General features: G+C 51.9%; 26 protein-coding genes and 1 other RNA gene. 6 read left to right on the top strand and 21 right to left on the bottom strand.

Annotation, left to right across the window (positions count from 1 at the left end):
• Nucleotides 1–54: 54 nt before the first annotated feature.
• From mraY to rsmI, 8 genes are all read right to left on the bottom strand, one after another.
• Nucleotides 55–1,137 carry a phospho-N-acetylmuramoyl-pentapeptide-transferase gene (mraY, locus tag HVE01_RS07740; RefSeq protein ID WP_125749072.1) on the bottom strand — a complete coding sequence of 361 codons (1,083 nt, stop codon included), beginning with the start codon at nucleotides 1,135–1,137 and terminating at the stop codon, nucleotides 55–57.
• A gap of 9 nt (nucleotides 1,138–1,146) precedes the next feature.
• Entirely contained in the window at nucleotides 1,147–2,505 is a 1,359-nt protein-coding gene (locus HVE01_RS07735; RefSeq protein ID WP_146943341.1) for a UDP-N-acetylmuramoyl-tripeptide--D-alanyl-D-alanine ligase, read from the bottom strand.
• A complete protein-coding gene (locus HVE01_RS07730; protein ID WP_146943339.1) occupies nucleotides 2,505–3,998 on the bottom strand; it encodes a UDP-N-acetylmuramoyl-L-alanyl-D-glutamate--2,6-diaminopimelate ligase in 1,494 nt (497 codons plus the stop codon). The genes HVE01_RS07735 and HVE01_RS07730 overlap by 1 nt, the downstream gene beginning before the upstream one ends.
• 14 nt (nucleotides 3,999–4,012) lie before the next feature.
• Complete coding sequence (locus HVE01_RS07725) at nucleotides 4,013–5,719, bottom strand: peptidoglycan D,D-transpeptidase FtsI family protein (protein ID WP_125749081.1); 1,707 nt, start codon at nucleotides 5,717–5,719, stop codon at nucleotides 4,013–4,015.
• The gene (gene ftsL / locus HVE01_RS07720) at nucleotides 5,716–6,051 is read right to left on the bottom strand and encodes a cell division protein FtsL (protein WP_125749084.1); all 336 of its coding nucleotides are present in this window, start codon (nucleotides 6,049–6,051) and stop codon (nucleotides 5,716–5,718) included. The genes HVE01_RS07725 and ftsL overlap by 4 nt, the downstream gene beginning before the upstream one ends.
• Before the next feature lie 2 nt (nucleotides 6,052–6,053).
• Nucleotides 6,054–7,010, bottom strand: a complete 957-nt coding sequence (gene rsmH / locus HVE01_RS07715; RefSeq protein WP_125749087.1) for a 16S rRNA (cytosine(1402)-N(4))-methyltransferase RsmH — start codon at nucleotides 7,008–7,010, stop codon at nucleotides 6,054–6,056.
• 53 nt (nucleotides 7,011–7,063) lie between these two features.
• Nucleotides 7,064–7,424: RNase P RNA component class A (gene rnpB, locus HVE01_RS07710), an RNA gene on the bottom strand.
• A 32-nt stretch (nucleotides 7,425–7,456) separates the two neighbouring features.
• Nucleotides 7,457–8,314 (bottom strand): 16S rRNA (cytidine(1402)-2'-O)-methyltransferase, encoded by an 858-nt coding sequence (rsmI, locus tag HVE01_RS07705; RefSeq protein ID WP_146943337.1) that lies wholly within the window; start codon nucleotides 8,312–8,314, stop codon nucleotides 7,457–7,459.
• 113 nt (nucleotides 8,315–8,427) lie between these two features.
• Here rsmI and HVE01_RS07700 point away from each other — a divergent pair, with 113 nt between their 5' ends.
• The 4 genes from HVE01_RS07700 to HVE01_RS07685 all read left to right on the top strand — a co-directional run bounded on the left by HVE01_RS07700 (nucleotide 8,428) and on the right by HVE01_RS07685 (nucleotide 11,607).
• Nucleotides 8,428–9,933 (top strand): penicillin-binding protein activator, encoded by a 1,506-nt coding sequence (locus HVE01_RS07700; RefSeq protein WP_146943335.1) that lies wholly within the window; start codon nucleotides 8,428–8,430, stop codon nucleotides 9,931–9,933.
• On the top strand, nucleotides 9,923–10,312 hold the full coding sequence (locus HVE01_RS07695; RefSeq protein ID WP_146943333.1) for a YraN family protein: 390 nt from the start codon (nucleotides 9,923–9,925) through the stop codon (nucleotides 10,310–10,312). Before HVE01_RS07700 ends, HVE01_RS07695 begins: the two co-directional genes overlap by 11 nt.
• Nucleotides 10,313–10,334: 22 nt before the next feature.
• On the top strand, nucleotides 10,335–10,928 hold the full coding sequence (locus tag HVE01_RS07690) for a phosphoheptose isomerase (protein WP_125749098.1): 594 nt from the start codon (nucleotides 10,335–10,337) through the stop codon (nucleotides 10,926–10,928).
• Nucleotides 10,929–11,034: 106 nt separating this feature from the next.
• Entirely contained in the window at nucleotides 11,035–11,607 is a 573-nt protein-coding gene (locus tag HVE01_RS07685) for a BON domain-containing protein (protein WP_146943331.1), read from the top strand.
• 130 nt (nucleotides 11,608–11,737) lie between these two features.
• On the opposite strand, the gene HVE01_RS07680 is transcribed toward HVE01_RS07685, so the two are convergent.
• The 8 genes from HVE01_RS07680 to zapE all read right to left on the bottom strand — a co-directional run bounded on the left by HVE01_RS07680 (nucleotide 11,738) and on the right by zapE (nucleotide 18,138).
• Entirely contained in the window at nucleotides 11,738–12,226 is a 489-nt protein-coding gene (locus HVE01_RS07680) for a ClpXP protease specificity-enhancing factor (RefSeq protein WP_146943329.1), read from the bottom strand.
• Between the two features lie 62 nt (nucleotides 12,227–12,288).
• Nucleotides 12,289–12,915, bottom strand: a complete 627-nt coding sequence (gene sspA / locus HVE01_RS07675; protein WP_089037713.1) for a stringent starvation protein SspA — start codon at nucleotides 12,913–12,915, stop codon at nucleotides 12,289–12,291.
• A gap of 150 nt (nucleotides 12,916–13,065) precedes the next feature.
• Entirely contained in the window at nucleotides 13,066–13,833 is a 768-nt protein-coding gene (locus tag HVE01_RS07670; protein WP_125749107.1) for a cytochrome c1, read from the bottom strand.
• A complete protein-coding gene (locus HVE01_RS07665) occupies nucleotides 13,833–15,092 on the bottom strand; it encodes a cytochrome b (protein ID WP_125749111.1) in 1,260 nt (419 codons plus the stop codon). Before HVE01_RS07665 ends, HVE01_RS07670 begins: the two co-directional genes overlap by 1 nt.
• Nucleotides 15,092–15,691, bottom strand: a complete 600-nt coding sequence (petA, locus tag HVE01_RS07660) for a ubiquinol-cytochrome c reductase iron-sulfur subunit (protein WP_125749114.1) — start codon at nucleotides 15,689–15,691, stop codon at nucleotides 15,092–15,094. The genes HVE01_RS07665 and petA overlap by 1 nt, the downstream gene beginning before the upstream one ends.
• A 208-nt stretch (nucleotides 15,692–15,899) precedes the next feature.
• The gene (gene rpsI, locus HVE01_RS07655) at nucleotides 15,900–16,289 is read right to left on the bottom strand and encodes a 30S ribosomal protein S9 (RefSeq protein ID WP_125749117.1); all 390 of its coding nucleotides are present in this window, start codon (nucleotides 16,287–16,289) and stop codon (nucleotides 15,900–15,902) included.
• Nucleotides 16,290–16,302: 13 nt separating this feature from the next.
• Entirely contained in the window at nucleotides 16,303–16,731 is a 429-nt protein-coding gene (gene rplM / locus HVE01_RS07650; RefSeq protein ID WP_009721993.1) for a 50S ribosomal protein L13, read from the bottom strand.
• Between the two features lie 225 nt (nucleotides 16,732–16,956).
• Nucleotides 16,957–18,138, bottom strand: a complete 1,182-nt coding sequence (zapE, locus tag HVE01_RS07645) for a cell division protein ZapE (RefSeq protein WP_146943327.1) — start codon at nucleotides 18,136–18,138, stop codon at nucleotides 16,957–16,959.
• A gap of 232 nt (nucleotides 18,139–18,370) precedes the next feature.
• Between zapE and HVE01_RS07640 the strand changes: the two genes are divergently transcribed.
• Nucleotides 18,371–18,817 carry a ZapG family protein gene (locus tag HVE01_RS07640; RefSeq protein ID WP_146943325.1) on the top strand — a complete coding sequence of 149 codons (447 nt, stop codon included), beginning with the start codon at nucleotides 18,371–18,373 and terminating at the stop codon, nucleotides 18,815–18,817.
• Nucleotides 18,818–18,879: 62 nt separating this feature from the next.
• Here the strand turns inward: HVE01_RS07640 and HVE01_RS07635 are convergent, their stop codons facing one another.
• Nucleotides 18,880–19,641 carry a Nif3-like dinuclear metal center hexameric protein gene (locus tag HVE01_RS07635; RefSeq protein ID WP_125749124.1) on the bottom strand — a complete coding sequence of 254 codons (762 nt, stop codon included), beginning with the start codon at nucleotides 19,639–19,641 and terminating at the stop codon, nucleotides 18,880–18,882.
• 156 nt (nucleotides 19,642–19,797) lie between these two features.
• Here HVE01_RS07635 and HVE01_RS07630 point away from each other — a divergent pair, with 156 nt between their 5' ends.
• Complete coding sequence (locus tag HVE01_RS07630) at nucleotides 19,798–21,042, top strand: Do family serine endopeptidase (protein WP_125749127.1); 1,245 nt, start codon at nucleotides 19,798–19,800, stop codon at nucleotides 21,040–21,042.
• A gap of 70 nt (nucleotides 21,043–21,112) precedes the next feature.
• On the opposite strand, the gene hisD is transcribed toward HVE01_RS07630, so the two are convergent.
• From hisD to HVE01_RS07610, 4 genes are read right to left on the bottom strand one after another with little or no spacing between them, the layout of a single operon-like run.
• Nucleotides 21,113–22,429 carry a histidinol dehydrogenase gene (gene hisD / locus HVE01_RS07625; RefSeq protein ID WP_125749130.1) on the bottom strand — a complete coding sequence of 439 codons (1,317 nt, stop codon included), beginning with the start codon at nucleotides 22,427–22,429 and terminating at the stop codon, nucleotides 21,113–21,115.
• Nucleotides 22,430–22,442: 13 nt separating this feature from the next.
• Nucleotides 22,443–23,096 (bottom strand): ATP phosphoribosyltransferase, encoded by a 654-nt coding sequence (hisG, locus tag HVE01_RS07620; RefSeq protein WP_125749134.1) that lies wholly within the window; start codon nucleotides 23,094–23,096, stop codon nucleotides 22,443–22,445.
• A gap of 28 nt (nucleotides 23,097–23,124) precedes the next feature.
• Nucleotides 23,125–24,387 (bottom strand): UDP-N-acetylglucosamine 1-carboxyvinyltransferase, encoded by a 1,263-nt coding sequence (murA, locus tag HVE01_RS07615; RefSeq protein WP_125749137.1) that lies wholly within the window; start codon nucleotides 24,385–24,387, stop codon nucleotides 23,125–23,127.
• A gap of 13 nt (nucleotides 24,388–24,400) precedes the next feature.
• Complete coding sequence (locus tag HVE01_RS07610; RefSeq protein WP_125749140.1) at nucleotides 24,401–24,649, bottom strand: BolA family protein; 249 nt, start codon at nucleotides 24,647–24,649, stop codon at nucleotides 24,401–24,403.
• Nucleotides 24,650–24,680: the final 31 nt, after the last annotated feature.

Raw genomic sequence — 24,680 nt, 5'->3', positions numbered from 1 at the left:
CCTTTGTGCATCACGCTAATAGTGGCAACACTGCCGCTATTACTACTTTGCTAATCATCGAACTTTAAGCGTAGCCAACCCTAACAGCACCAGTACGACGGTAATAATCCAGAAACGCACAATGACCCGCGGCTCTGGCCAACCTTTCAACTCATAATGGTGATGCAAAGGTGCCATACGGAAAATACGCCGACCGGTAAGCTTATAAGAGCCAACCTGAAGAATCACCGAGACCGTTTCAAGCACAAAGATACCGCCCATAATAAACAGCACAATTTCTTGACGCACAATAACGGCCACAACGCCTAGCGCGGCCCCTAGCGCCAGCGCACCCACATCGCCCATAAACACCTGAGCGGGATAAGTATTGAACCACAAGAAGCCCAGGCCAGCCCCTGCAATAGTGGCACAGAAAACAGCCAGCTCGCCGGTACCATGAATGAAAGGAATATGCAGATAGTTGGCAAACACAGCATTCCCACTGGCATAGGCAAATACGGACAATCCCATTGCCACTAGCACGGTGGGCATGATCGCCAAACCATCAAGACCATCTGTAAGATTGACTGCATTAGAGCTGCCAACGATCACAAAATAGGTCAACACGATGTAGAACACGCCAAGCGGTAAAGCGACATCTTTAAACATCGGGATCAATAAGCTAGTTTCAGCCGGTGTAGCAGCCGTGATATAGAGCACCAAAGCAGCGCCAATCCCCACCACCGACTGCCAGAAATACTTCCAACGAGCGGGCAATCCACGCGGATTCTTTTCGACAACTTTGCGATAATCGTCGACCCACCCAATAGCGCCAAAGCCTAATGTGACCAGTAGCACCACCCAAACGTAATGATTGGTTAAATCGCCCCAGACCAGCGTACTGATAGCAATAGCCAACAATATCATTGCCCCACCCATTGTGGGCGTACCCGCCTTAGACAAATGAGATTGAGGGCCATCATCACGAACCGCTTGGCCAATCTGACCTTCCACTAACCGGCGTATAACCCAGGGTCCCAGCCACAGGCATAGCATAAGGGCGGTTAGCGCGGCGAGAATGACACGTAAGGTTAAATAGTTAAAAACTTGGAAAGCAGACTGATATTGGGCTAGAAAATTCGCCAGGTGAAGTAACATAAACGGCGCTTACCTTGTTTCATCCGCACGTAGCGCAGTAATGACATTTTCCATGCCTGCACTACGCGACCCTTTCACCAGTAGCGTGGTGTTAGGCGGCAGAGTATTAATAACATGACGCACTAGCGTCTCGTGGTCGTCAAAATGTTGCCCGCGACCGAAGGCTTCACTTGCTGAACGGGCGGCATCACCATAAGTCAGCAATGTGTCGATACCCAGTGACGCAGCGTAATGACCGATATCAGCATGCAGGGCATGAGACTCGCTGCCCAACTCCCCCATTGCGCCAAGCGCACACCAACGAGGAGCAGGAAAGTTCGCTAACGCATCCAATGCCGCTTTCACAGCACCGGGGTTTGCGTTGTACGTGTCGTCTAACAGCGTTGTATTGCGCACGCCGGGCACGATGCTTAACCGACCAGATAACGAGGATAACTCGCACAGCCCTGCCACTACTTGCTGTGGGGTAACGCCTAACGCAAGAGCCGCCGCAGCAGCCGCCAAAGCATTACTCACATTATGCTTACCAATCAAGGGCAGCTGCACATCACCCAGCACCCGGCCTCGCTCAATAAGCGTAAAAGCATACCGCCCCAAAGAGTCGCATGACAGTGCGGACGCGTGAACATCCGCATCGCTATGTAAGCCGTAGCTTACAACTTGCTTATTTCCCGCACAGGCTGACCAAAATTCAAAGTAGCCGTCATCGCGATTTATCACCGCAATACCATCTTCAACTAACCCGGCTAATATTTCACTTTTGGCTTGGGCAATTTGCCCCATGCCGCCAAACTCTCCAACATGTGCGCCTGTTACATTGGTAATGATGGCAACATTCGGGGAGGTCAGCTGGCTGGTCCAGGCAATTTCGCCCAAATGATTAGCCCCGAGCTCAATCACGCCTGCTTGGTGGTGCGTTGCTAAACGCAGTAACGTCAGCGGCGCACCAATATCATTGTTTAAGTTGCCCTCGGTAGCAAGCACACCGCCCAAAGGGGAGAGCAGCGCAGCCGTCATCTCTTTAACGGTTGTTTTACCGCTGTTGCCGGTGACAGCCACCAGTGGCAATGTGCAGCGCTGACGCCATGCTCGCGCCAGCAGGCCGAGGCTTAAACGCGTGTCAGCGCATACCAGTTGAGGAAGCAAACTATCCACCGGGTGCTCAACCAGAGCAGCTGCAGCGCCTTTATCAAGTGCCTGCTCAATAAAATCATGACCATCAAAACGCGGCCCCTTCAAGGCCACAAATAGACACCCAGGCACAATATGGCGCGTATCGGTAATGACCGCAGTCACCGACAACTGACATAAAGCCTGCGGGACAGGAAGCTTTAACGCTGAGGCAATGCTCGCTAACGACCAGTTCATCACATGGCAGCCCTAAGTTTGAAGGCTTTTATCACTTGTTCGCTATCTTGGTAGTCATGGCGTACGTTACCGATGTGCTGATAAGCCTCATGACCTTTCCCAGCCACTAAGATAACGTCCTGGCTACCAGCATGCTGAACCGCATGACAAATCGCCTGACTACGATCACCTATTTCAGTAAAGGCACCCGTAGCAGAAAAACCCGAAATAATTTGTTGACGAATTTGCTCGGCAGACTCCGTGCGCGGATTATCGTCAGTAACGATCACATGGTCCGCTCGCCGCTCCGCCACAGCAGCCATTTCTGCCCGCTTTCCCGTATCACGCTCTCCGCCACAACCGAACAGGCACCATAGCTTTCCAGCACTTCCCAAATGCTCTTTCAGCGCCTCGAGAGCATTTGCTAATGCATCCGGCGTGTGGGCATAGTCGATAACAACGCTGGGCGCATTAACCTCGCGGTATAACGCCATTCGCCCAGGCACTGGGCCCAACTCAGCTGCCAGCTCAAACAACTGCTCTAAAGATTCGCCCAACCCATAAAGCACACTAATGGCTAACAGCACATTGTCTAGATTAAACCGCCCCATTAAGCCGAGATTAAGCGTTTTCTCACCTTCCGGTGTAGCAACAAGAGCCTGTTGACCATGCTCATGGGGATGCCAACCAATCACGCGCAGCGTCACTGCTTCATCGTCGCCTACTGCCAAAACACGCACACGGCTATCACAGCCTGCCAACATTAGTCGCGCAAGAGGATCATTTGCATTGACGACCGCAAGCACAAGCTCAGAACGCCGGAACAACTTTGCTTTTGCAGCGGCATAAGCCGCCATACTGCCATGGTAATCAAGGTGATCTCGCGTCAGGTTGGTGAATACTCCTGCGGAGACGTTCACTGCGTCTAAACGGCGTTGCTCAAGGGCATGTGAAGAAACTTCAAGCGCCACACGCTTGACGCCTTGATGCGCTAAATCAGCTAAGGTTTCTTGCATTGCCAATGAACCAGGCGTAGTCAGGCCTGTATCGACCAATTGGCCAAGGCGACCAACACCTAATGTGCCGATCACTCCAGCAGGCTTGCCAAGTAGTTCACTTAACGCTGCTATGTAATGGGTAACAGAGCTTTTCCCATTGGTGCCGGTCACTCCAATCACCTGAAGATCGCTCGGAACAGCAAACAGCGTGCGGCCTAGCTCGCCGAGCCGCATAGACAGATGAGGTAAATAAAGTATCTCCCCGTCCAGTGAAACCCCACCCTCTTTAGTGTGCGCCAAAACGAGTGATGCACCTGCTGCCAATGCTTGGTCAACAAACTCACAACCATCACGCTGACTGCCAGGGACAGCCACAAATACATCGCCTACCGCTAACTTGCGCGTGTCCGTCACTAAGCGAAGCTGCTCTGGCAATTTAGGCAGCTCCTCAGGTAACACTGCGTTAGGCCAAACCTGCTTTAGTGCTACCCATAAACTCTCTGGGGACAACCTCATGCAATCTCCTTATGCTACTCGACCTCATGATCGGGCGGCACGTCCAGCAAACGTAGGGCATTACCTGTCACGCTAGAAAACACCGGAGCAGCCACTGCGCCACCATAAAATTGACCAGCACGGGGGTGGTCAATCATAACGACGGTAACAATACGCGGATCGGAAATAGGTGCAATTCCCGCAAAAACACTGCGGTAAGCATCAGTGGTATAGCCTTGCTGCCCTATTTTACGCACCGTGCCTGTTTTCCCCCCCACACGATAGCCTTCAACCTGCGCTCGGCGCCCACCGGTATAGGCGGCAACCGACGTTTCTAAAATATTCAGCAAATCATTAGCCACTGTGGGCGATATAGCAGGAATCCCTTGAGGAGGCTCAGAAAGCCTCAACAGCGAGGGCGGCAAGCGTACGCCTTCATTGGCTAGCGCTGTGAAAGCACTGGCCAATTGAACGGCCGAAACAGAGAGACCGTAGCCATAGGAGAGCGTCGCTCGCTCACTTCGAGACCAGCGAACCGGTGCCGGCAAGCTACCTGCCGCCTCACCAGGAAAGCCAGTACCTGGTGCTTGCCCAAGGCCTAGCTGATTGTATTTTTCCCAAATTGCCGTATCGCTTAGCTGCAGCGCTAAACGAGACATACCAACGTTTGAAGACTTTTGTAGAATCCCCGCCAAATCTAAATCGCCGTAATTACGGAAGTCGCGGATAGTAAACTGATCCAGGCGCATCCAGCCGGGCGAGGTATCAACGACAGCATCGCGATCTACAACACCACTTTCCAGTATCGCAGCCATTGCCAAAGGCTTCATAACAGACCCAGGTTCAAATACATCAACCAGCGCCTGGTTGCGTAAACCTCGCGGGTCCAAACCAGCGCGGTTATTTGGGTTGTAAGATGGCAAGTTAGCCATTGCTAACACTTCCCCTGTGCGCGCATCAAGCATTACCAACACCCCACCGTCCGCCTCATGCTCGGCGACAGCAGCACGCAACTCACGGTAGGCCATATATTGAATGCGCTGATCAATTGACAGCGTTAACTCACCACCCGGTTGCGCTTCACGAATAACACCCAGCTCACGGACTAGCCGACCTCGTCGATCTTTTATGACTCGGCGCTGCCCAGGGTGCCCCGCCAAATAGGGTTGATAAGAGAGTTCAAGCCCCTCTTGGCCCACATCATCCACATTGGTAACACCCAGCAACTGCGCCGCCACTTCGCCAGCGGGATAATAACGTTTGTATTCACGCTGCTGATAAACCCCCGGCGTACGTAAATCCAGTATGCGTTGGGCCGCATCTGGCGTCATTTGACGACGAAGATACATAAACTCTCGACTGCTATAGCGAGAAACACGCGATTCAAAGTCATCGAGCGACATGCCCAAAGCTTGGGCCAGCATTACACGCTGAATAGCATCGGTAGGTAGCTCTTGGGGGTTTGCCCAAAGCGTCACAACAGGCGTAGAAATAGCCAGAGGTTCACCATTACGATCAGTGATCATACCGCGGTGTGCGGGTATTGCCTCATGGCGAAGCGTCCGTGCATCGCCTTGGCTCTGCAAAAACGGGCGATCAATTACCTGAAGCAGCGTAATCCTGCCGACTAGAATAACCGACGCCACCATTACAACAATGAGAATAAACAAAAAGCGTCCGCCAGCTAATGGCGGCGCAATAGGCATTTGACGGGATATCCCTCCCCGACTTTCACGCTTCATGGTCGAATCACCTCGACATCATTCACATCGGGAATGCGCATTTCAAGCCGTTCCGTCGCAATTTGCTCCACACGGGCCGGAGTAGACCACGCTCCCTCTTCCAATAACAGCTGCCCCCACTCGGTTTGCAGCTGATTTTTTTCCTGCTCTAACTGCTGTAACTGCGCATACTGCACTCGCGTCATATGCGTGGTGGCAATCACTAAACCGCCAGTAGCGACACACGCTAAAAACAGCGCAACAAGGATAGCCGGCCAAGCTCGAAAGCGTAGCTTGAAGGGCCATTCGGTGCGCAGCGTTGACGCCCAACGCTCTATCCGATCCATGCTCATGATCACACTCGTTTACGGGCGGCTCGCATGACGGCACTGCGCGCCCGGGGGTTAGCGTCTACCTCTTCGTCACTTGGGCGCACTCCTTTACCCAAAGCTTCAAGACGGCGATTTAGCTGATCATCGCGAATCGGCACGCCCCTTGGCAAGTGCGTATCACCCCGCACATGGTGGCGAATGAAGCGTTTCACACGACGATCTTCAAGCGAGTGGAAGCTAATCACTACTAGATGCCCACCTGGAGCTAGCACTTCCAAGGCTCCCTCAAGCGCTGCATCCAGTTGATCGAGCTCACCATTCAAATAAATACGCAACCCCTGAAACGCTTTGGTCGCTGGGTGACGCCCTTTTTCCCAAGCAGGATGGGCAGCCTTTAATACTTCGGCCAAATCAACAGTGTGCGTAAAAGGCTTTTCCACGCGCCGCGTAACAACGGCACGCGCCAAGCGCTTTGCGTAGCGCTCTTCACCATAGGTTTTGAACACAGTGGCAATCTCAGCTTCGCTAGCGCGGGCCAGAAACGCTGCCGCACTCTCCCCTTGAGTAGGATCCATACGCATATCAAGGGGACCGTTGCGCATAAAGCTAAAGCCACGCTCCGGATCATCTAACTGCGGGGAAGAAACACCAATATCTAGCAATACCCCTGAAAGCTTTCCGTAAACCCCTTGCTCTTGCGCATATTCAACTAACCGAGCGAACTCTCGCTGCGTTATATCAAATCGAGGATCATCGATAGCTTTAGCGGCTGCTATTGCTTGAGGATCACGATCCATGGCCATTAACCGACCTTGATCGCTCAGGCGCGAAAGAATAACGCGGGAATGCCCGCCTCGTCCAAACGTGCCGTCTAAATAAATACCATCTGAATTATGAACAAGTGTATCTACCGCCCCTTCCAATAAGACGCTAGTGTGGCGAAAATGGTTAGTAACCTGGTTAGCGTCAGGAGAAGGCATGTTAATCTCGCACAGTGTTAAGAAAGGTGCGAACGGCGCACCTTTTTATGGAAATGGGGAGTCGGCCGATAAGCCGGGTTCTGTCGTGGACAGTCATTCCTCTAGGCGCTGCGTCACCGCAGCGCTCAAGCAACCTACCCGGATCCAGCGCGGGCCACGCCATTGGATCCCTATTTGGTCTTGCTCCGAGTGGGGTTTACCTTGCCACGCACTGTTGCCAGGCGCGCGGTGCGCTCTTACCGCACCCTTTCACCCTTACCAGCCTCGAAAGGCTTAGGCGGTCTACTCTCTGCTGCACTTTCCGTCGGCTTACGCCGCCCAGGCGTTACCTGGCACTCTGCCCTATGGAGCCCGGACTTTCCTCCCCTAAGCAGCCATTACTGGCATATTAGCGGCGACTGTCTGGCCAACTCCGGCGGCAAGCATACCAGCGCCCTGCCGTCGCCTCAATGCCCACCTTTCAATGCTTGCAATCTTGCGTACCACTCCTGCTTTCGACCGCCCAGCATTTTTGCAGCTACGGCCGCACCCTGCTTGACGCCAACACCTTCGGCCAGCATTGTCTTAAGCAGCTCATCAGCAGCAATTGATTGCTCATCGCTTTGAACAGCAGGCGGCGCCCCGGCGATCATTACGACAAATTCTCCGCGACCTTGGTTAGGGTCTTGCCTAAGCTGATCAAGTAATGACGCGGGCGAGCCCTGCAAAAAAGTCTCATACGTTTTGGTCAATTCTCGCGCCAGAACAACTGCCCGCTCGGGCAGTTGTTCACATAGCGATTCGAGCGTGTGCTCAATACGGTGAGGTGATTCGTAAAAAACCAACGTTTCTTCTCGAGATTGCCATTTTTCAAGCGCTTGCCGTCGCGCACTCGGCTTAGACGGCAAAAAACCGCCAAATGTAAATTTATCAGTCGGCAATCCAGCCGCCGAAAGCGCACTGACTAACGCGCAAGGCCCTGGAAGCGGCACCACTTGCCTACCCCGCAATCGTAACTCTCTTACCAGCACGAATCCCGGATCACATATCAGCGGCGTCCCTGCATCGCTAATTAGGGCAATACTCTCCCCCGCCATCAAGTAACTATCCAGCGTATCGACCCGCCGTGCTTCATTATGCTCATGCAGCGAGAGCATCGGCTTATTAATACCTAAATGCGCTAACAAGCGGCCACTGTGGCGTGTATCCTCCGCAGCAATGCGTGATACCTCTGCTAATACCCGAGCCGCGCGTGGTGACAAGTCTTCCAAATTCCCAATTGGTGTTGCAACCACGTACAATATACCCGGATGCTGGTGTGTCATTGTGACTCCCGATTTGTTAATAGCCTGCACTGACGGTGCGCCATGCTTGTACAATGGTAAATTTATCTGCTCATTGAGCCACGGCAGCGCAAATGGAAACTAAGGAAGGATACATGAAACAGTCAATACGTGGATTACTAGCCACTGCCTTCATGGCGCTTCTGATTACAGGGTGCGCCATGCAATCCCCAAGCGTGGTTGATCGCGTCCCTGACCAGGATGCCGGCCAATTGCTTAGTCAAGCAGAGCAGCAGGCGCCTGAGCAAGCCGCCAAGACACGACTCGAAGCGGCCAATATCCTCGCCAGACAAGGGCAACGCGAAAATGCTTTTGACGCAGCCGATGCGGTTGATGAAACAATGCTTTCAGAATCGGATCGGGTGCGCTGGGCAATGCTTTTCTCTGAACTTGCTCGTGGCCTGGACAACCCGCGCGCGGTCCTCCGTGCGACCCAGGTACTTGACGACGAGCTCCCCATGCGAGCAAACCAACAAAAAACCCTAACAGAACGGCAGCAGTGGGCACGTCAAGCCTTGGATCAAGCCGAATACACCAATGTATCCATACCTGAATTAGCGGGTGTCGAAATACGCCGCATAGCTGTGGCATTACCAGAATCCGGCCCACTAAGCAGCGTTGCTAACGCTATCGCTTCCGCCATGCGCCGCCATCACGAGCTGCACGGAGATAACGTACAACTCAACTTCATCAATGCATCTCAATATTCATTAGATGAGATTTACCAACGTGCAGAGCAAATGAATGCTCAGCTTTTGATTGGACCCATTGACAAAAGTCAAGTCACTCAACTTGAGCAACGCGACAGTGTACCACTACCGACGCTGGCTCTGAACTATGGTAATAGTGCAAGCAATCAGGCACCGCAACTCCTTCAGTATGGTTTATCTGCTGAAGATGAAGCCCGCCAAGCTGCTCGCCGAGCCTTTCAGGACGGCCATCGTCAAATGTCTATTATGGTGCCCGACAACGCCTGGGGACGGCGCGTCGGTGAAGCCTTTTGGAATGAGTGGCAAAGCCAAGGCGGCGAAATCACCAATGCTGTTCGCTACAACCCTAGCAACGCCGTAGCCAACGCAGTCAAAACAGCCCTAAATGTCAGCGGCGATCGCGCCCGCCTAGGCAATATTGATGCACTATTCTTACTGGCACTTCCTGAGTATGCACGCCAAGTACCGCCCACTTTGGACTACTACTACGCCCCTAACCTGCCTGTTTACGCCACATCTCACCTCCATGAAGGGCGCCTACAGACACGCCTAGATCAAGACCTAAACGATGTGATGTTTATCGACATTCCCTGGCAAATCCCTGATGCAGCGGTTGGCGGGGAAGAAGCGCTGCCCTTCTATTCGACGTATGCCGAGCTTCGCAACGAGTCAGATGCGTCAATGTTCCGCCTGATGGCAATGGGCGTGGATGCTTACGAGCTTGGCATTCGCTTATCAGACCTATCAGCCCTTGACGGCATGAATGGAAGCACTGGCACTCTTCACCTATCAGACGATGGCAGGATTCACCGGGAATTACCGTGGGCGAAATTCCAAAATGGCGTGCCTTCGCCCATTTTGATTCCCGGCCTGCTGAACGATGACCAATAGCCACCAGCCCCCCAATACACCGCAAACAGCACGGACTCGGGGCGCAGCCATTGAGCAATTAGCCGCTCAATGGCTGCAGCAGCATGGTTTAACGCTTGTCACTAGTAATCATCACGTTAAAGGTGGCGAGCTTGATCTTGTGATGAAAGACCAGGACACCCTGGTCTTTATCGAAGTAAAACATCGCACCACTACCCGTTATGGCCACCCCTTAGAGACCGTCACTGCACAGAAGCGACATCGTCTAATACGAGCAGCCAAGCTCTATATCGCTCAACATGCTGTTTTAAGTCCGTGTCGCTTTGATATCCTAGCTATCACGGGCACGCCTCCCGCGCTTGAATTTCAGTGGGAAAAAGCGGCTTTTGATGCTTACTGATACTTTTACCTAGGAAGCCCTAATGGACTTTCAATCACGCATACTTAATCACTTTAACGCCAGCATAGACACGAAAACATATGCCAGCGAAGTGCTGCCGCCGTTTATCGAAGTCGCCAGCCAAATGATGGTTCAGTGCTTAATTAATGAAGGCAAAGTCCTCGCCTGCGGCAATGGCGGCAGCGCAGGCGATAGCCAGCACTTTTCGTCCGAGCTATTGAATCGCTTTGAACGTGAGCGCCCAAGCTTACCCGCACTAGCACTGACAACCGACACTTCAACGCTTACCTCGATCGCTAACGACTACACTTATAATGAAGTGTTTTCCAAGCAGATCAGAGCGCTAGGACAGCCCGGCGATGTCTTGTTAGCTATTTCCACCAGTGGCAACTCAGCCAATATCGTTCAAGCCATTCAGGCGGCCCATGACCGCGATATGACGGTAGTCGCGCTTACTGGCAGAGATGGGGGCGATATGGCGTCACTGCTAGGCCAAGATGACTGCGAGATCCGCGTGCCAGCGACATCTACTGCACGCATTCAAGAGGTTCACCTACTCGTCATCCACTGCTTATGTGATTTAATTGACGAACAGCTCTTTGGCGGAATCGACTAAATAGTCAGCATAAAACTCATTAACCTGAGCAGATCAAACTGCAAAAACACAATCAAACAGGTAGATTAACACCTACTGACTTTACACTTCACAAGGAGTTATCGCCATGGTCCTGCGCTATCCTTTATACAAACTAATTGCCGTTGCGACACTTAGCGTTATTTTACTGGCTGGATGCGCGAATAACGCGGCATCTAACCCCTCCAACTATGGTCAGCGCAGCAGTGATGTCGAAGCCATTGATACAACCATCGAACGTGAAGCACCACGTGCGCTGGAGCGTGCAGACGCTCGCCTGAGAGATGCTCGCATAAGGGCACAGAGCTATAACGGCTCACTCCTACTGATTGGACAAGTACCAAGCGAGGAACTGCGCAATAAAGCAGCTGAAGTCGCCAGCTCTCTACGCGGCGTAGACCAAGTTCACAACGAACTCAGTATTGCTGCAAATCTACCCGCCAGCCAACGCCTAAACGACACTTGGATAACCACCAATGTGATGAGCCAACTTGCCACCAATGACCGTATCGACTCATCAAAACTAAAAGTCACCACAGAAAACGCGACGGTTTATCTGATGGGCATGGTGACTCGCGATGAAGGCAACCGAATTGCCAATGCGGTATCAGCGGTTGGCGGTATTCAGCGAATCGTCAAAGTCTTTGACTATATCGACTGATTAATACATCGGTAGAAAAAACCTCGTTTCAGCTTTTCACCGAGACGAGGTTTTTTTTATTCACCCACCAGCTTACTCAGCAAAATCGTCGCTAAGAAGCACAGGCTAATATCTTAGCTAAGCCACCGAGCTATTTAACCACACGTAACGTTGGCTTTTTCTTAGCCTTTTTAGACGGCAGAGCAGAAACATCACCCTCTTTTTCAGACACAGGCTCTGTAACCGTTAACTCAGGCTTCGACGACTCATCGCAAGAGTCTGAAAAATCGCCACCCAATTCCGCATCATCAAATTCTGCTGCATCCAACTCTGGCTCATGACCAAACACCATACCAGCACCATTTTCGCGAGCGTAAATTGCGATAAGCGCAGGTGTAGGAATCATTACCTGCATAGGCTGGCCACCAAAGCGAGCATTAAACCCTATGGCCTGATTTTCCATAAACAGGTCACGCACAGCAGTTGGCGCTACATTCAACACAATTTGTCCATTCTGAACAAACTGACGCGGCACCTCTACGCCTGGCTGAGTAGCATCTACTACCACATAAGGCGTCAACTCATTATCCAGCAACCACTCATAGAGAGCTCGGGCGAGATAGGGACGGCTCGATTTCATAAGGCTCCCTCCTCCTGAAAAATATGCCCCTTACCTAATTAAGGAAAAGAGGCAGCATGAATTCAAGCGCGCATCTCTTTTTCACGCTCGTTTAAAGATGCCTTAAACGCTTCACGTTCGAATACCCGCGACATATAGCCCAACAGAGGCTTTACCTGCTTCTCAGGCAACTCAATATTCAGCTCAGGCAAACGCCATAAAATCGGCGCTAAACAGCAGTCGACAAGCGTAAACTCCTCACTCATAAAGTAAGGCATATCTTCAAAGATGGGCGAAATCCCAATGAGACTTTCGCGCAGCTCTTTACGCGCCTTTTCCGCTTCCTTTTTACCACCAGTGCGTATTTGCTCCAGCATTGGGCACCACTCGCGCTCAATACGATGCATCCACAAACGGCTTTGCGCCCGCGCCACCGGATAAACAGGCAGCAAAGGAGGATGAGGGAAACGCTCATCCAGATACTCCATCATGACCTTAGACTCATAGAGCACCAAGTCACGATCTAGCAGCGTAGGCACGCTGTTGTACGGGTTGAGGTCTGCTAACTCTTCAGGCGGACGCTCGTCGCTGACATCAACGATATCAACCGCCACCCCCTTTTCAGCCAGAACAATGCGTACACGATGACTAAAATGATCATCATTACCAGAGTAAAAGATCATCGACGACCGCTTGGCCACAACACCCATGAAAGCATCCTCGCATCAAAACAATCTTTGATAATAACACGCCAGCGCTAGCTTATGGGATGGTAACCCGCTTTGCATTACGACTGACTAGATAAACAAAGGGCGCACGGCTTCCGCCGTGCGCCCGACATGCCGCTCATCACTTAATAATTAGTGAACATCTCGCCAATACTCACGCTTAAGCAAGTAGGCAATTACACCAAAAATGAAAATGAAGATCAGCACTTTAGGTGCTAATGCCTGAGCTTGAAGCTTGGAGGGCTCGCCCACATAAGCTAGGAAGTTAGTAAGATCATACACTGCTTCCTCAAACTCAGCAGGCTCCATGGAACCTGGCTGGGTTACTTGCAGCACATCACAAGACTGGTACTTACCCGACAAAGGATCGGGTGACTGACCCGCCACCGGATGATCCGTTTCCGCACACACCAGCTCTTGTACACCCTGCAGTGGCTCCAACACGTTAGGCATCGCAACTAAATCGAATACCGTGTTGTTAACACCAGTGGGGCGGCTCGGATCTTTGTAGAAACCAAGCAGATAAGAGTAGATCCAGTCCGTTCCACGCACACGCGCTTTAAGCGATAGATCTGGCGGCGGCGCACCGAACCAAGACTCAGCATCACCACTATTCATTGCAATGTGCATCTGATCATTGAACCCCAAATCAGATGAGAAAATCAGATTTTCTTCAACCAAATCCTGGGGCATCCCCAGATCTTCAGCCGCACGAGCAAAGCGTTGATACTGAAGCGAGTGACAGCCCATGCAGTAGTTAACATAGAGCTTCATGCCATTTTGCAGCGAGGCTTGATCATGCAGATCAGGATCCATCGAGTGAGGCACACTCGCACCACCGGCAGCCATCGCAGTTACTGGCACTAACGCGAAAAGGAGTCCAAGTAGATACTTTTTCATTAGCCAGTCACCCTTTCCGGAACGGGTTTAGTCTTCTCCAGCTTGGTGTAGAACGGCATCAAGACAAAGAAGGCGAAATAAATCACGGTGCAGGCCTGGGCTAGTAGCGTCCTGCCCTCTGTAGATGGCAACACACCCAAAACACCAAGGATGACAAAGCTGATAGCAAACAGCGTCAGCATAGTTTTCGACATCCAGCCTTTGTAGCGCATTGAGCGCACTGGACTACGATCCAGCCAGGGCAGAACAAACAATATCGCAATCGCAGCGCCCATAAAGATAACACCGAGGAACTTAGCGTCTAAGCCGAACACGGAGAAAGTGATAGCGCGAAGAATGGCATAGAAAGGCGTCATATACCAAACAGGTGCGATGTGATCAGGCGTTTTTAGCGGGTTCGCTTGATCAAAGTTTGGCTTCTCAATAAAGTAGCCGCCGCCCTCTGGGAAGTAGAACACCACTACGCAGAAAACAAACAGGAAGACCGCAATACCTACCAGGTCTTTTACCGTGTAGTAAGGGTGGAAAGGAATTCCATCCAACGGTACACCCGCTTCATCCTTCTTCTGCTTAATATCAATGCCGTCAGGGTTATTTGAACCCACTTCGTGTAGCGCAATAATATGCAACACGACGAGCGCTAAAATAACGATTGGCAGAGCCACCACATGCAGTGCAAAGAAACGGTTAAGGGTAATGCCTGAGATCAGGAAGTCACCACGCACCCACTGCGCTAGGTCGGGACCAATACCAGGAATCGCTGAGAACAACGAAATAATAACCTGAGCACCCCAGTAAGACATCTGGCCCCATGGCAACAAATAGCCCATGAAGGCTTCGGCCATCAACACCAGATAAATCGTCATACCAAACACCCACACCAATTCACGAGGCGCTTTGTAGGAACCATACAAGAGGCCACGGAACATATGTAGATAGACGACAAGGAAGAAGGCAGAAGCGCCGGTGGTGTGCATATAGCGAATCAGCCACCCCCACTCCACATCACGCATAATGTATTCGACAGAATCGAATGCACCTTCAGCAGAGGGGTTAAAGCTCATGGTTAACCAAACCCCGGTCAAGATTTGGTTAACCAGCGCCAGCAGCGCTAATGAGCCAAAGAAATACCAAAAGTTGAAATTTTTAGGCGCGTAGTATTTGGAAAGATGCTCCTGCCACATCTGAGTAGCGGGGAAGCGATCATCTACCCAACGCATGAGGCCCTTTTCCGCCTTGGCTTTATTCGGATTACCCATCAGGCAGCCTCCTCATCTTCGCCGACGACAATAATGTCATCATTTTCAAAGCGGTAGGGTGGAACCTCAAGATTAGTCGGCGCAGGTACGTTATTAAATACGCGACCAGCCAAGTCAAAGCGAGAGCCATGGCATGGGCAGAAGAAACCACCCGGCCAGTTCTCCACCCCAACCCCTTCGGCATTCGGCTCAGGTCGGAACAAGGGTGAACAGCCCAAATGCGTGCAAATACCAATCAACACGCCTATTTCTGGCTTAATAGAGCGCAGACCACCTTGGATATATGCTGGCTGCTGCGGCACCTCTGAATTAGGATCCGCTAAGCTGTCGGCACCTAACGCTTCCGTTCGCTCGATCATTTCCGGCGTACGGTTAATAATCCAAATCGGCCGACCACGCCATTCGACGGTCATACGCTGCCCAGGCTCAAGCTTCGATATATCAGCTTGAACAGGCGCGCCTGCCGCTCTTGCCTTGGCACTAGGCTGCCAAGAAGCCACAAAGGGGACCGCAACCCCGACAGCGCCCACCGCCCCCACAACGGAGGTGGCGCCTACAAGGAAACGGCGCCGACCTTTGTTTACGCCGTTATCTGCCATTTCTGGTTTCTCCCATCAGCTTACCCGTTCCGCCGCAAAGGCGTCTTGCGACGACGAATATCAAATACGCTCTATGTTAAAAAAACAAAGCGCTCTGCACAAGAACAACCGCCCGTGACCATGGTGGTATAAGCGTTATAATTTTTTGATATTCCAATAAAAAGCGCCCAGGTCTTTGACCCGGGCGCTTTTGCCGCATAGCGTAAAATTAACGCTTAGAGAACTGCGGACGACGACGTGCTTTACGCAGACCGACTTTCTTACGCTCAACCTGACGGGCATCGCGGGTTACATAACCGGCAGCGCGCAATGCTGGACGCAGATCTTCATTATAGTTCATCAGGGCGCGAGTGATGCCGTGACGAATGGCGCCTGCTTGAGAGGAACCACCACCGCCAGCAACAGTGACGAACACGTCAAACTGGTTCAGTGTTTCAGTCAACTCAAGCGGCTGACGAACAACCATACGACCAGTTACTCGACCAAAATACAGGTCAAGATCTTTATCATTGACAGTAATTTTGCCAGAGCCCGGCTTCATAAACACGCGAGCGGTGGAAGTCTTGCGGCGCCCGGTACCGTAATACTGCTGTGTCATGGCGAAGATTTCCTCAGATGTTCAGTTCAAGCGGCTGTTGGGCAGCATGCGGATGCTCGGCACCGGCGTACACTTTCAATTTTGAGTACATGGCGCGACCCAAAGGACCTTTCGGCAACATGCCTTTAACGGCAGACTCAATAATGCGCTCAGGGGCATGATCAAGCATTTTGTCGAATGTCATAGAGCGCAGACCGCCCGGGTAACCCGTGTGGCGATAGTAGGTTTTAGCCTTCGCCTTATTGCCGGTTACATGGACTTTTTCAGCGTTGATAACAACGATGTAATCGCCAGTATCAACGTGAGGAGTAAATTCGGGTTTATGCTTGCCACGCAGGCGGCGAGCAATCTCGGTTGCCAGACGACCGAGCGTTTTGTCCGTAGCGTCGACTACGTACCAGTCGCGCTGGACGGACTGCGGCTTAGCACTGAACGTCTTCATGGATAAAATCACCAGATTAAGTGTGTTGGGTAGCTCACACCGCTATATAAGCAATGAAGCACCATCCCTATTTTTTTTGGTTGCCAGAAAAAAACCAGCAACGTGCAGCGAGGCGGCATTCTACAGCAAGTATCACCGCAAGTTAAGTACCGCCACTCTTTTTTATTAATATCGCTCTTATTGATATTATTCTTGCTTGCAGCGTATTTATCGGCGTACCCGATACTAGGGCTTATGAGGTAGCGCTAAATACTCTTTAGACTGCATTTCCTGCAGGCGTGACAGCGTCCGCTGAAATTCAAAGGTCAGCTTGCCATCGCGATACAGTGCTTCAACTGGCGCCTCTGCCGACATCAACAGCTTGACCCCGCGATCGTAAAACTCATCAACCATATTAATAAAGCGGCGAGCCTGATCGTCAGTTTTTGCATTCATCTGAGTGACGTTAGACACCAAAACCGTATGAAACTCCCTGGCCAGCTCAATATAATCATTCTGGCTACGCGGCCCATCACAGAGTTCGACAAATTCAAACCATGCCACATCGTCGTGGAGTCGACGTGTCTTTAAAACGCGATGATTAACCTCAAGAGGCGCCCCCTCCTCGCCCTCATGGCCAGCTATTTCTCTGAAACTCCTGCTCAGCTCCTGCTCTGCCGCCTCATCAAGCGGCGCATGAAAAATTTCAGCTCGCTCCAGGGCACGCAAACGGTAGTCAACACCAGAATCGACGTTGACGATCTCGCAGTGACGATTCACTAGCTCAATGGCGGGAACAAACCGTGCGCGCTGCAGCCCATCCTTGTAAAGGTCGTCCGGCACTATATTTGATGTCGCCACCAACACCACACCACGCTCAAATAGCGCCTCAAGCAAATTTGCCAAGATCATCGCGTCGGTAATATCTTTGACAAAAAATTCATCAAAGCAAATAACGCGCGCTTCGCTAGCAAACTTGCCAGCAATCAGCGTCAACGGGTTCTTTTCGCCTTTATAGTGCGTCAACTCATTATGAACGCGCTGCATAAAACGATGAAAGTGGGTGCGCATTTTTTCAGGAAACGGCAGCGCTTCGTAGAAAGTGTCGACTAGATACGTTTTCCCACGCCCCACACCTCCCCAAAAGTAGAGCCCCTTAACGTCAGGCAGCACCGGCTCGCTGGCACTGGCTTTTTTACCCAGCAATCCGGCAACTTTTGCCTTTAATCCTTTGTTGGCAATGACCGCCTTAGGAGCACTAGCCGGAGTGACTAGCAGCTCATCATAAAGGCGTTGCAGGTGTTTAACCGCCTGCTCTTGAGCAGGGTCATACTGGAAATCGTCACGCTTTAAGTCTTCCTGATACCGCGCAAAAGGCGTTAATCGGCTCGCCTGCTCGCTGTCTTTACGTGCAGATAATGATGACATCAACTCGCTCCCACAGCCCACATCGTGAACGAAACTGTGACGTTGTAAGAACACAGTCTGCCCAAATAAAAAAACAGTATTATACGCTGCATAATAACTAAGCGCATGAGCGGATTGACCCAACCAACGGATACGCGCCTATAATAGTCACGCTTTGTTAAGCTGTTTGTTAAGCTGTTTGTCAAACCCCGCCATGCGTTTGGTGGCGTGCATCATCTCTAGGGAGAATACTGTGGAAGCAAGCTCGCCATTCACTGTTGCGATTATCGGTGTCGTTATTGGATTTGTTATCGGCTTAGCGTGCTATCGCCTGTTCAGCAAAAGCCAACGTGACCACGCCACACTAAAGCAGTCTTTGCTTGAGCGTGAGCATCAAATAGCCGAGCTTAAGAAAGGCATGGGAAGCCACCTTTCCGGTATTCAGCAGCATATTGTTAATATTCGCCAGGAAGCTGATCGACTAGAGCAACAAATAGACAGCGAAGCTGCTGAATGGAGACTGGAAACAGCCACAACGCCTCCCACAAGCAAACTCGCGCCTGGCACAGAGGAGGAAAGCGACGTTAACACTCCTCGTGATTATGCGGATGGCAAAAGCGGGACGCTGTCTGAAGACTTTGGCCTAAAAGACAGCTTGAAAGAGCATGATGAGCCTGCTCCACAACCTCCTCGTTATTAGTAATTAACAAGGTCAAAGCATCCGCATAGCAAATCGATGCGGATGCTTTGCACAAGCGAGTACTAAGCGGGATTATCGATATCGATAAACCGATGCTCCACACCATACTCACTTGCCAACCACTCACCCAGCGCCTGAACACCAAAACGCTCTGTAGCATGGTGGCCAGCAGCGATGTAATGAATCCCCATCTCTCTAGCCAGGTGCGTCGTGCGCTCTGATATTTCCCCAGACACGAAAACTTGCGCGCCTGCATCGTAAGCCGCCGTAATCATATCTTGAGCACCTCCGGTGCACCATGCAACCCGCTCCACAGAGCCAACCAAAGGCGACTCAACCACCAAAGGCTCTCGATGGAGCACTGCAGCCAATTGACCACCCAACTCTGCAACGCTTAGCGGCTCAGCCAATCGCCCGGACCATAACAGCCCTTCACCAAGCTCACCATCAATGCATCCCTCGACCTTCCACCCCAGACGCTTGGCCAGCTCGGCATTATTGCCAAACGCGGCATGCGCATCTAATGGTAAATGGTAAGCCAGCAAGCTCATTTCGTTATCCAAGAGCGTTTTAATTCGCTTCTGTTTCATGCCGGTAATGGCCACCGGTTCGTTTTTCCAGAAATAACCATGGTGCACCAACACCATGTCCGCTCGCCAAGCGACTGCCTCCTCTAATAACGCCTGGCATGCCGTCACGCCCGACACCACGCGTGTTACCGTGTCACGCCCCTCTACTTGAAGGCCGTTAACGGTAAAATCTTTGAATTGCGATGACCGCAATTGATGGTCGCATGCAGCTACTAGTTGGTCACGATGGATCACACTGACTCCTTAACCGATTAACAAGCTATCGTGAGGAACATCTCAATAAAGTGTTACGATGGGACTATTGTAAATATCGCTTCGCGTTATCGCGAACCTCGCGAACCTCGCGAACCTCGCGACCATTTAGACTATCACCCGCTGAGGAAATTTCGCATGCACCGCTCTGTGCTGCCCTATATATGGCCAATTATCACCGGGCTATTGCTCGCCGCCTTGGTGCTACTTGCTTTCCCAGAGTATTTGCCTAATCCTTTTCGGCAAACGCCACCCGCAACGGTCGAGCCTCCTCCTTCGCTAGTACCCACTAGCGGAGAGTCAGCAGCAAATCGACCTGCCCCTGAGATTCGCCAAGCAGAACCGCTCAACCGCAATCAAGGGCCTGCAAGTTACTCCAATGCCGTTAATCAAGCGGCGCCAGCCGTCGTCAACATCTATTCATCACGTATTGTTGAACGCGACCAGCATCCGCTGATGTCTGACCCTTTTTTCCAGCAGTTCTTCAGCGGCGACGATGCAACCACTCACCAGCGAATGCTGTCGAGCCTTGGTTCAGGCGTTATCGTCAGCCATGACGGCTATGTGCTAACCAATCACCATGTCATTAATGGCGCCGATCAAATACAGGTGGCACTCCGCGATGGCCGGGAAACACTGGCTGAAGTAATTGGCACTGATCCAGAAAGCGACCTTGCCGTTTTACGCATTGCCCTTGATGACTTGCCGGTAATTGAGCTTGCTGACTCAGAGCAGGTGGCGGTGGGCGATGTAGCACTCGCTATTGGCAATCCTTTCGGCGTTGGACAAACCGTTACCATGGGCATTATCAGCGCGACGGGGCGCAGCCACCTAGGTTTAAATGCTTATGAAGACTTCATTCAAACAGACGCAGCGATAAATCCAGGCAATTCTGGGGGGGCGCTAGTCAACCCTGACGGCGCTTTAGTGGGTATTAATACGGCCATTTTCTCACGATCGGGAGGATCACAAGGAATTGGGTTTGCGATTCCAGCCAACCTTGCCCATAGCATCTTGAATGAACTGGTTACCCGCGGTCGCGTTATACGCGGCTGGCTAGGCATAGAAGCACAAGCCCTCTCCCGCGAGCTGGCCGCATCATTTGGATTAAGAACCCCTCAAGGCGTGATTGTGGCTGGCGTTGTGAAGGACGGGCCAGCCGCTAAAGCAGGCTTACAGCCCGGCGATGTTTTGCTGTCTATTGACGGTCAAGTGATTTTAGATGCTCGGGTAACAATGAGCGCGATTGCCTCCATCCCCCCCGGCACAAAATTACCGCTGACGATCGTACGAAGCGGTGAGCGCATGGATATGACACTGGAGGTCGGTGAACGGCCAGTACCCATCAATGCTACGTCAGGCGAGCATCAGAGCGACTCGTAAGTCGCTCTGATGGCTATCGACGCTTGTTCAGACGGCGCTTTTTCAAGCGGCGTTTTTTTTCAAACAAGACTCAATCGTTAATACGATACTCCGCTGAACGCGCATGGGCCGTCAGCGACTCACCCCGGGCAAGCACAGAGGCTATTTTACCAAGCTCAGACGCACCGTCAGGCGAGCAGTGAATAATGGAGGAGCGCTTTTGGAAATCATAAACCCCCAGCGGCGATGAAAAACGAGCGGTTCCAGACGTGGGCAGCACATGGTTCGGCCCTGCACAATAATCACCCAGAGCTTCCGACGTATGCCGCCCCATAAAGATTGCTCCAGCGTGACGCACGTCATCGAGCCAGTCGCCAGGCGTCTCAACAGAAAGCTCCAGGTGCTCCGGCGCGATACGATTGATCAACTCAATGGCTTCGGCTTGATCTTGGCAAAGAATCAATGCACCACGACGTTGCAGTGAAGCGCGGGCAATATCTTCCCGCTCAAGCGTCGGCAATAATCGCTCAATTGAAGCCTCAACGGCATCCAGGTGATCAGCCTTCCAACTAACAAAAATCGCCTGGGCATCCTCATCGTGCTCAGCCTGAGAGAATAAGTCCATTGCCAACCAATCTGGGTCTGTTTGGCCGTCAGACACCACCATGATTTCAGAGGGACCGGCAATCATATCAATACCAACTTGACCAAATACCGCGCGTTTAGCAGTTGCTACGTAGATATTTCCAGGCCCTACGATTTTGTCTACCCGCGGAATGCTTTCCGTACCATAGGCAAGCGCCGCGATTGCCTGGGCGCCGCCAATCGTGAACACATAGTCGACGCCCGCCAAATGCGCAGCTGCCAGCACAAGATCATTCAGCACACCGTCCGGAGTCGGCACAACCATCACAATCTCACGCACACCAGCCACATGGGCAGGGATAGCATTCATTAACACCGATGAAGGATAAGCAGCTTTACCACCCGGCACATAAATACCTGCGCGGTCCAGCGGGGTGACCTTTTGGCCAAGCACTGTTCCATCAGCCTCTTCGTATTGCCACGAGCTTGGCTTTTGGCGCTCATGATAACGCTTAATACGCTCAGCGGCGGCCGACAGCGCATTACGCTGCTCAGTAGGCAGGCCGTCAAAGGCCTTTTTCAGTTGCTCAGGAGATAGGCATAGCTGCTCCATACTCTCGACAGACAGGCGATCAAAGCGATTGGTCGCCTCAACCACCGCGCTGTCACCTCGCCGCTTAACATCTGCCAATATCTCTTCAACACGAGCCTGCACTGCCTTATCAGACACCCCTTCCCAATCCAGCAGCGCGTCTAAATGCTGATGGAATGCCCCATCAACAGTCGAGAGACGGGCAATGGTGGCTGTGGACTTATCGCTCATGGTAAACCTCGTGTCATTCAATAGGCTGAGTCTGGCGCTTTTTAACCGCACTTTCCAGGCGGGCTAATAGTGGCTTGATACGGTCATGCTTCATGGTCATAGCTGCTTTATTAACCACTAAGCGGGTACTGATGTGGGCAATAAGTTCACGAGGCTCCATGCCATTGGCGCGTAGCGTATTGCCGGTATCCACGATATCAACAATTTCATCGGCCAAATTCATCAGAGGAGCAAGCTCCATCGCCCCATAGAGCTTGATCACTTCGGCTTGAATACCCTGCTCTGCGTAGTAACGCCTCGCCACGTTTACAAACTTAGTAGCTACACGACGACGCGCTTCAGCAGGCAACTGACCTGTCACACCAGCCGTCATCAGCTTGCAACGAGCGATATCCAGGTCTAGGGGTTCGTATAGCCCTTCAGCACCATGCTCAAGCAGAACATCTTTACCCGCAATCCCCACATCCGCGGCACCCAGCTGTACATAGGTCGGCACATCGGTTGCCCGTATAATTACTAATTTCACATCTGGCAAATTAGTATCAAACAACAGCTTACGACTTTTACCCAAATCTTCTACTGGGGTAATTCCCGCATCCGCCAACAGCGGCAGCGTCTCTTCCAGAATACGCCCTTTTGAAAGGGCTAAAATAAGTTGCTTACTCATTGTTTAGGCCAATGGTTAATAACATGGCTTAGCCAGGAATACGGCGAATGCGCGCACCCAGCAGCTGTAGTTTTTCCTCAATGCACTCATAACCACGATCGATGTGATAAATACGATCTACAAGCGTTTCGCCTTCAGCCATCATTGCCGCGATTACCAGTGATGCTGACGCACGAAGGTCGGTAGCCATTACCGGCGCACCCGAAAGCTTTTCTACGCCTTCAATCAGTGCCGTATTTCCTTCAAGGGCAATATTCGCCCCCATCCGGTTTAGCTCTTGCACGTGCATAAAACGGTTTTCAAAGATGGTTTCCACCACCCGGGAATTCCCCTCAGCGACAGCATTCATCGCCACAAACTGGGCCTGCATATCGGTAGGGAATGCAGGATAAGGTGCCGTGCGAATATTCACCGCTTTTGGGCGCTTACCGTGCATATCCAAAGCGATCCAATCATCGCCACTGGTAATCTCAGCGCCCGCTTCTTCAAGCTTCGCAAGCACTGCTTCTAAAATATCGGCACGGGTGCGCTTAACTTTCACGCGGCCGCCTGTCATGGCAGCAGCCACCAGGAAAGTACCCGTTTCAATGCGATCTGGCATGACATCGTGCTCGCAGCCGTGCAGCGTCGCAACGCCCTCAATCACGATAGTGTCAGTACCATGCCCGCGAATATCAGCCCCCATCTTGATCAAACACTCGGCGAGATCGACAATTTCCGGCTCGCGCGCAGCATTTTCAAGAATAGTGGTGCCCTCCGCGAGCGTGGCCGCCATCAGCAGATTTTCAGTACCCGTTACCGTCACTGTATCAAAGAAGATAGTCGCCCCTTTCAAGCGACCATCAACTCGAGCACGAATGTAACCCGCTTCTACGCGGATCTCTGCGCCCATCGCCTCAAGACCACGGATATGCAAGTCCACAGGACGCGAACCAATGGCACACCCTCCTGGCAGAGAAACATCTGCCTTACCGAAATGTGCTAGCAACGGACCTAACACTAGAATGGAGGCGCGCATCTTCTTGACTAGCTCGTAGGGGGCATGACACTGCGTTACCTGAGAGCCGTCAAGCTGAATACTGAGTTTCTCTCCCATCACCGGCTCAACGCCCATGCGCCCTAGCAACTCTAGCGTCGTAGTGATGTCCTGCAAATGTGGCAAATTACCAATAATGACCGGGCCATCTGCCAAAAGGCTGGCACACAAAATTGGCAACGCCGCATTTTTAGCGCCACTCACCCACACTTCGCCATCTACCGACCCATTGCCGGTAATGATTAATTTGTCCATAGAGAAGCCACTACTATGCGTTCTCCGGTGCAGTTTGCCACTGCGCCGGAGTAAACGTTTTAATACTAATGGCGTGCAGAGCGCCGGATGCAATTTCATCACTTAGCGCCGCATAAACCAGCTGCTGACGCTTTACGGCAGAAAGACCTTCAAAAGCTTCGCCAACCGCGATCACCTGAAAATTGCAGCCTTCACCCTGAATATGAAAATCACATCCATCGATGCGGGACTCAAGCAGTGCTTTTACCTCATGGGGTTGCATAGGACAGGGAACTCCTTTGGGTCATTGAAAT

Origin of the sequence: Vreelandella venusta (assembly GCF_007989605.1) — a bacterium.
Classification (GTDB): Bacteria; Pseudomonadota; Gammaproteobacteria; order Pseudomonadales; family Halomonadaceae; genus Vreelandella; species Vreelandella venusta.
The sequence above is the reverse complement of the archived record's forward strand: the minus strand, read 5'-3'. Positions and strand labels throughout refer to the sequence as shown.

What these genes read in the sequence shown, in the direction of transcription:
- HVE01_RS07680 (WP_146943329.1), bottom strand. Translation starts at nt 12,226, where the DNA reads ATGAAATCGAGCCGTCCCTATCTCGCCCGAGCTCTCTATGAGTGGTTG.
- HVE01_RS07700 (WP_146943335.1), top strand. Translation starts at nt 8,428, where the DNA reads ATGAAACAGTCAATACGTGGATTACTAGCCACTGCCTTCATGGCGCTT.
- HVE01_RS07725 (WP_125749081.1), bottom strand. Translation starts at nt 5,719, where the DNA reads ATGAAGCGTGAAAGTCGGGGAGGGATATCCCGTCAAATGCCTATTGCG.
- petA (WP_125749114.1), bottom strand. Translation starts at nt 15,691, where the DNA reads ATGGCAGATAACGGCGTAAACAAAGGTCGGCGCCGTTTCCTTGTAGGC.
- HVE01_RS07665 (WP_125749111.1), bottom strand. Translation starts at nt 15,092, where the DNA reads ATGGGTAATCCGAATAAAGCCAAGGCGGAAAAGGGCCTCATGCGTTGG.
- HVE01_RS07685 (WP_146943331.1), top strand. Translation starts at nt 11,035, where the DNA reads ATGGTCCTGCGCTATCCTTTATACAAACTAATTGCCGTTGCGACACTT.
- mraY (WP_125749072.1), bottom strand. Translation starts at nt 1,137, where the DNA reads ATGTTACTTCACCTGGCGAATTTTCTAGCCCAATATCAGTCTGCTTTC.
- rplM (WP_009721993.1), bottom strand. Translation starts at nt 16,731, where the DNA reads ATGAAGACGTTCAGTGCTAAGCCGCAGTCCGTCCAGCGCGACTGGTAC.
- rpsI (WP_125749117.1), bottom strand. Translation starts at nt 16,289, where the DNA reads ATGACACAGCAGTATTACGGTACCGGGCGCCGCAAGACTTCCACCGCT.
- sspA (WP_089037713.1), bottom strand. Translation starts at nt 12,915, where the DNA reads ATGGGTGTTGTGGCCAAGCGGTCGTCGATGATCTTTTACTCTGGTAAT.
- zapE (WP_146943327.1), bottom strand. Translation starts at nt 18,138, where the DNA reads ATGTCATCATTATCTGCACGTAAAGACAGCGAGCAGGCGAGCCGATTA.
- HVE01_RS07690 (WP_125749098.1), top strand. Translation starts at nt 10,335, where the DNA reads ATGGACTTTCAATCACGCATACTTAATCACTTTAACGCCAGCATAGAC.
- HVE01_RS07730 (WP_146943339.1), bottom strand. Translation starts at nt 3,998, where the DNA reads ATGAGGTTGTCCCCAGAGAGTTTATGGGTAGCACTAAAGCAGGTTTGG.
- HVE01_RS07610 (WP_125749140.1), bottom strand. Translation starts at nt 24,649, where the DNA reads ATGCAACCCCATGAGGTAAAAGCACTGCTTGAGTCCCGCATCGATGGA.
- hisD (WP_125749130.1), bottom strand. Translation starts at nt 22,429, where the DNA reads ATGAGCGATAAGTCCACAGCCACCATTGCCCGTCTCTCGACTGTTGAT.
- rsmI (WP_146943337.1), bottom strand. Translation starts at nt 8,314, where the DNA reads ATGACACACCAGCATCCGGGTATATTGTACGTGGTTGCAACACCAATT.
- HVE01_RS07670 (WP_125749107.1), bottom strand. Translation starts at nt 13,833, where the DNA reads ATGAAAAAGTATCTACTTGGACTCCTTTTCGCGTTAGTGCCAGTAACT.
- HVE01_RS07735 (WP_146943341.1), bottom strand. Translation starts at nt 2,505, where the DNA reads ATGAACTGGTCGTTAGCGAGCATTGCCTCAGCGTTAAAGCTTCCTGTC.
- HVE01_RS07630 (WP_125749127.1), top strand. Translation starts at nt 19,798, where the DNA reads ATGCACCGCTCTGTGCTGCCCTATATATGGCCAATTATCACCGGGCTA.
- hisG (WP_125749134.1), bottom strand. Translation starts at nt 23,096, where the DNA reads ATGAGTAAGCAACTTATTTTAGCCCTTTCAAAAGGGCGTATTCTGGAA.
- HVE01_RS07695 (WP_146943333.1), top strand. Translation starts at nt 9,923, where the DNA reads ATGACCAATAGCCACCAGCCCCCCAATACACCGCAAACAGCACGGACT.
- rsmH (WP_125749087.1), bottom strand. Translation starts at nt 7,010, where the DNA reads ATGCCTTCTCCTGACGCTAACCAGGTTACTAACCATTTTCGCCACACT.
- ftsL (WP_125749084.1), bottom strand. Translation starts at nt 6,051, where the DNA reads ATGAGCATGGATCGGATAGAGCGTTGGGCGTCAACGCTGCGCACCGAA.
- murA (WP_125749137.1), bottom strand. Translation starts at nt 24,387, where the DNA reads ATGGACAAATTAATCATTACCGGCAATGGGTCGGTAGATGGCGAAGTG.